The sequence below is a fragment of the Methanomicrobium sp. genome (assembly GCF_055145805.1).
In genome coordinates this window covers 1-5,242 of sequence record NZ_JBSREC010000038.1, presented here as the reverse complement: position 1 = coordinate 5,242, position 5,242 = coordinate 1, and the positions used below count along the sequence as shown (strand labels likewise).

8 protein-coding genes are annotated in these 5,242 nt (G+C 34.0%); 6 read left to right on the top strand and 2 right to left on the bottom strand.

Going from position 1 to position 5,242, the window contains the following annotated elements:
• The 6 genes from ACTB1O_RS03160 to ACTB1O_RS03135 all read left to right on the top strand — a co-directional run.
• Nucleotides 1-353, top strand: a 353-nt coding sequence (locus tag ACTB1O_RS03160) for a hypothetical protein (RefSeq protein ID WP_462993689.1), incomplete at its 5' end; no start/stop codon positions are given.
• Between the two features lie 226 nt (nt 354-579).
• Nucleotides 580-1,536, top strand: a complete 957-nt coding sequence (locus ACTB1O_RS03155; protein ID WP_462993688.1) for a hypothetical protein — start codon at nt 580-582, stop codon at nt 1,534-1,536.
• Entirely contained in the window at nt 1,536-2,054 is a 519-nt protein-coding gene (locus ACTB1O_RS03150) for a TIR domain-containing protein (protein ID WP_462993687.1), read from the top strand. The genes ACTB1O_RS03155 and ACTB1O_RS03150 overlap by 1 nt, the downstream gene beginning before the upstream one ends.
• A gap of 19 nt (nt 2,055-2,073) precedes the next feature.
• Nucleotides 2,074-2,484: a TIR domain-containing protein gene (locus ACTB1O_RS03145; RefSeq protein WP_462993686.1), complete on the top strand. Its 411-nt coding sequence runs from the start codon at nt 2,074-2,076 to the stop codon at nt 2,482-2,484.
• Nucleotides 2,481-3,437 carry a caspase family protein gene (locus ACTB1O_RS03140; RefSeq protein ID WP_462993685.1) on the top strand — a complete coding sequence of 319 codons (957 nt, stop codon included), beginning with the start codon at nt 2,481-2,483 and terminating at the stop codon, nt 3,435-3,437. Before ACTB1O_RS03145 ends, ACTB1O_RS03140 begins: the two co-directional genes overlap by 4 nt.
• A 128-nt stretch (nt 3,438-3,565) precedes the next feature.
• Nucleotides 3,566-3,697, top strand: coding sequence for a hypothetical protein (locus ACTB1O_RS03135; protein ID WP_462993684.1), 132 nt, complete (start codon nt 3,566-3,568; stop codon nt 3,695-3,697).
• 7 nt (nt 3,698-3,704) lie between these two features.
• Here the strand turns inward: ACTB1O_RS03135 and ACTB1O_RS03130 are convergent, their stop codons facing one another.
• Both ACTB1O_RS03130 and ACTB1O_RS03125 read right to left on the bottom strand, forming a co-directional pair.
• Nucleotides 3,705-3,830 carry a hypothetical protein gene (locus ACTB1O_RS03130; RefSeq protein ID WP_462993683.1) on the bottom strand — a complete coding sequence of 42 codons (126 nt, stop codon included), beginning with the start codon at nt 3,828-3,830 and terminating at the stop codon, nt 3,705-3,707.
• 16 nt (nt 3,831-3,846) lie between these two features.
• Nucleotides 3,847-5,079, bottom strand: coding sequence for a tyrosine-type recombinase/integrase (locus tag ACTB1O_RS03125; RefSeq protein WP_462993682.1), 1,233 nt, complete (start codon nt 5,077-5,079; stop codon nt 3,847-3,849).
• Nucleotides 5,080-5,242: the final 163 nt, after the last annotated feature.

Below are 5,242 nucleotides of genomic sequence, written 5' to 3'. Positions count from 1 at the left end.
CCGTCAACCTGAGGCCCTGTGGAGGGAGTATTGTGATCAAATGTGAATGTGGGCGCTGGTTCAGCAACAAACGTGCCCTTGCAGCCCACCAGAGCAAATGTGAAGTTGTCAGGAAGCGGAAAGACGAAGAGAACCTTGAAAAGGTTCAACTGTCTGAGCTGAAGCAGCAGGTTTCAGAATTTGATCAAAAGATCAAAGAACAGGTTGATGAAAATGAAGCTCTGGTTCAGGAGAATAAAAAGCTGAATTATGAACTGAATGAACACAAGATGGCTGTTTTTGGACTTAAAAGAAAATGCGAACTGCTTGAATATGAAAATTCAAAATTAAAAGAAAAAACTTGTTCAATTTAAAAATGAAATGTAATTGTTTTGATCATGTGCATAATTATATAGAAAAAAATAAATATTTTGCGCGCATAAAATATACTATTGTAATAATATATAAATAAAGCTAATCAAAATTAATTTTAGATGTACCCCTAAAATTGTTGTATGTCTATAAAATATTTGTGATATGTCTCTAAATTCCATTGGCTCCTTCTTTAGATATTATTGCAGAATACTAGAAGGTGGTATAATGAATTATATCCAAAAAAACAATCCCAGAAAGTCATTTTCTTCTAATATTATGTACATTCCAAATAAATCTGTAATTCCTTGTATTAAATTAAGTGAAGAATTAACATATGATCCTTGGGAAATGACGGGTCATGAATATGCTGTTATTAAAATTCAAGATTTGATAACTAGTGATGGAAGGAGGACAAATTCAATATTTGATGAAATATCAAATAAAGGTGGCCTTCATGACTTTTTTCAATTTAAAGGGAAATTTATTATTTCTTCAATAGCTCCTGATAAAATGGTCTTTGGTCTTTCAATTGATAAATATCAAGAAATAATTGAAACTTTAGGTGCAGAATGGTATTTCACTCCTGATTGTGAGACTTATTGTAGAGATGAGTATGATTTGCAAGTTGGAGATAAAGAAATACGAAGGGTAATTGAAGATACAAACGTTTTAATTGATAATTTAAAATCCACCCCCATAGGACTTGTAAAAGGAAGTAATTATGAACAATTACTTTGTCATGCATTTTCTTTAAAAAAGTTTGGAATTAAGGTCTTTTCTTTTCATTCTGGGGAATATCTTTTAAAAAGTAATAGATATCTCCTTGGAACAGGAATTAGACTATTTTTTAAGCTGAGAGAAAATGTTCCGTATCTTATGGCTTATGGTATTGGTTCTCGCTCATCTATTAAGAAATTTCATTCAGCCGATTGTTTTATTACTCAATCTCATTATACAAGAGCATTTAAAGGAAATCGATATGAAAATGGACGAACTTTTAATCTCTCTAATCATGAAAAGATCTCCAAATCTCTGATAATGAATAATTTATCTGATATTTGTTCAACTGCTCTTTCTTATGGCTTAGATCAGACAAAATTGTCAGAATGGTTTATTCTTCATAATACTGAAGAAATCTTTGAAATCTCAGATGATGATATATTGAATTTGGGGGCTTCATAATGGGTACTGGTTTTGGAAATGGAAGGGAAAGACATGCAAATGAGAGATATGATGATTTAATGAAGAAATCTCAACAATCAGCTATCTCAAGATTTGATCAAGATGGAGATTCGGAAAAAATTAAACCTAGAGTTTTTATTAGCTTTTATATGGACGATGAGATGCAAGTTAAATTGCTTAGACATCAAGCAAAAACATCTGATAAAATCGAGTTCACTGATTATTCTGTAAAAGAACCTTTTAATGAAAAGTGGAAAACCCAGTGTACTGAAAGGATAAAACAATCAACTCTTGTTGTTGTTGCAATAGGAGAAGATACACACACACGTCCAGCTGTCTTATGGGAAATTAAAAAAGCTCATGAACTTGGTAAACCTGTCATTGGGATGAGGATTCATAGTGATAAAAATCACCGTATTCCTGCTCCAATGAGAGAACATGGAGATAAGGTAATCTCATGGAATCTTGAAACTCTTCAGAGTGAAATTGATAGGATAATTAGAGAAAGAGATAGTTAAAATTTGAGAGGGGAATAATATGTCAAAAAATTATCATTTATTTGTTAGTCATTCTTGGTCTTATTCAAAAAATTATGAAAATTTAATTTCAAAGCTTAGGGCAAAGCCTAATTTTAATTTTTCAGATTACTCTGTTCCAAAAAACGATCCTATTCATACAAATGGGACTGATAGAGAATTACATTCTGCGATTGAACGTAAAATAATGCCTTGTAATGTTATTATTATCCTTGCCGGTGTTTATTCAACATATAGTAAGTGGATTAATGAGGAGATTAGAATCGCAAAAGGAAAGAGGAAAAAAATTTTGGCTATTGAGCCGTGGGGTGCTGAAAAAACATCAAAAGTTGTGAAAGATTCTGCAGATCTAATCGTAAAATGGAATACTGATTCTATAGTGGCAGCAATAAGGGAGTTGGATAAACTATGAGAAAAGCCCTTGTTGTTGGTATTGATTATTATGGAAATGGTAATAACCTCAATGGTTGTGTAAATGATGCTAATGCGATAAAATCGGTTTTAGAAAGAGATAGTGATGGGACAAAGAATTTTGAAGTAAATTTGTTAACAGCAACATCACCATCTAGTGCCATAAAAAAGTCTGAATTAAAAAGGCAAATTCAAGAACTTTTTAAAGATAACAATGACGAAATCGCACTGTTTTATTATTCAGGACATGGGTACGTTGACAATACTGGAGGTCAGCTTTTAGCCTCTGATTATGATGATATTGAAGATGGATTTTCAATGAGTGATCTTCTTACTATATCAAACCAATCTCCTGCAAAAAATAAAATTATAATTCTTGATTGTTGTCATTCTGGTTGTTTGGGGGATTCTCCTGATTGTGGTTCATTTGCTACACTTCATGAAGGCACTACTATATTGACCGCATCTAGTGATACACAATATGCAATGGAAGAAAATGGTTCAGGTGTTTTTACAAAACTATTTGTAGATGCAATGACTGGAAGTGCAGCAAATTTGGTAGGGTATATTACTCCCGGAAGTGTATATGCGCATATTGATCAATCTCTAGGTCCTTGGGAACAAAGACCAATATTTAAAACAAATGTTAAGAACTTTACAAAACTAAGAAAAGTAGAACCTCCGATTTCTTTGACTGAATTACACCAAATTATAGAATTATTTTCTTATCCTGGTGAAGAATTTAAACTTGATCCTGAATACGAACCTGATGAAAATCATAATGTAAAGGAAAAAGAAGGAAAATTTAGAATATTACAGAACTATAATAGGGTAAATTTGGTGGTCCCTGTTGGAGAAGAGCATATGTATTATGCTGCAATCAACTCAAAATCCTGTAAATTAACTACTTTAGGTGAGCATTATTGGAATTTAGTTAAAAAGGGTAGAATTTAACCTTCATAAAAGCTCAATCTCAAAATAATTTATTTATATAAAAACTAAATCTGTCGTCTTAATGCCTAGACTGGGGATTTTCAAAATTCGATCGAAAGATCAAAGATCAGGCTGATGAAAATGATGTCTTGATTCAGGAGAAGAAACAGCTGAATTATGAACTTAATGAACACAAGATGGCTGTTTTTGGACTTAAAAGAAAATGCGAACTGCTTGAATATGAAAACACAAAATTAAGAGAAGAAGTGAATTGTTCCTGAAAAAAAATTAGATTTGATTTTTGTTTTTGTCTTCATCCATTAGTTCTGCCTTGCCGTTTTTGAAGAGCATATCTACCGTAATCCTGTAGAGTTCGGGCAGTGCATCATATAACTTTGAATCGATCTTTATCATTGTTTCACCTCCTAATTTAGATCATTATTTCCCTTGACGACTGGTTTTTCACAGACGAGATCAGGGATTTGTATTCGTCCGTAGTCTCAAGGAATCCTATCAGGCTGAAGAGATCAGATTCCAGGAATATATCCAGAGGTTCATTACAATTATGGCATGAATGGGCCAATGGTGAATTTCTATGACCGCATATGCTGCAAACCTTCAGGGCCGGTATATTTTCTTTGTTATCATCCGGATATTCTATCCCGTAACCTTTGCAGAACTCTTTATCCTGATCTACACTGCACAGGTGAAGGTAAGTTTCGAACTGCTTCGTGTTTATGTTACCCCACATCGCCAGCTTGATCGTACTCTCATGTATACCTCTCTGGATCAGGTTTGTGATCCTGGCATGCCTCAGGTCGTGCATTGTATAATGCTTCTTAAGCCCTGATCTCTCCAGAAGTACCTGAAACTGAGCTGAAAGAGACTTATACGTCATAGGACGGTTATTCTGTGTCAGGAAGACAAATCCGTCGCTTTTAAGTTCAACGGGATACTCTTCCTTCCACTTTTTCAGGGCATCCACCGAAGCCATAATCCTAACCGTCCTTGTCTTCTTAGTTTTATCTGACACATTGACAAGTGCACCTAAATTGTCGAACTTAATCTGGTTCCATTTGAGTCTCCCGATTTCGCAGCTTCTAAACCCTCCGTCATACATGAGACTATATGCCGCTTCATCCCTTGTCGTTTTTGCACATCCTACTATTTTCATGACCTCGGCTTCTGTCGGGATATCTTCAGCAGTCTTGGTCATAGAATCCTCAACACTGATCTTTATATTCTGGATATCCTTCTTTGAAATTTCAGAATTGCCTGATTCGATTAAAAAGGTCATGAACCCTTTGAGGATGGTTAAGTAGTCATCCAGAGTGGTCTGCTTGAACGGTCTTCCGGTCTGTGAATTTGTACGTGAAATATAAAAGATGGCTTTATCGATATCATCAATTGTAATATTAGTATATTCTTCATTGATGCCGTAGTGCTTTCTCCAGGCCACAAGATGCGTTGCGATCTTTTTCATCCTGATATCTTCAAGGCTTCCTTTGGTACTTCTTATCTTGTAGAAATGTTTCTCAATGAAATCCTTTTCCGCACTCGTAATGATTCCCGATTTCACGGCTTTTGCTAATTGCTTCTGTACCATATCATACGTAATATTATGATATCCATTGTATTTATCTAATAAAATACATTTCGTCATAATATTGCGTAGTCTTTCAGTACTATATATTGTTTGTGGTGCTCAAATCAAAAAAGAGCCTTAAAATGAACCTAGATTCAAAATTGAACATAAGTATATTTTTGAACCTAGGTTCATTTGGTATATTTTTGAACCTGGAATTTTTTTGCTCTTTAATTATTCT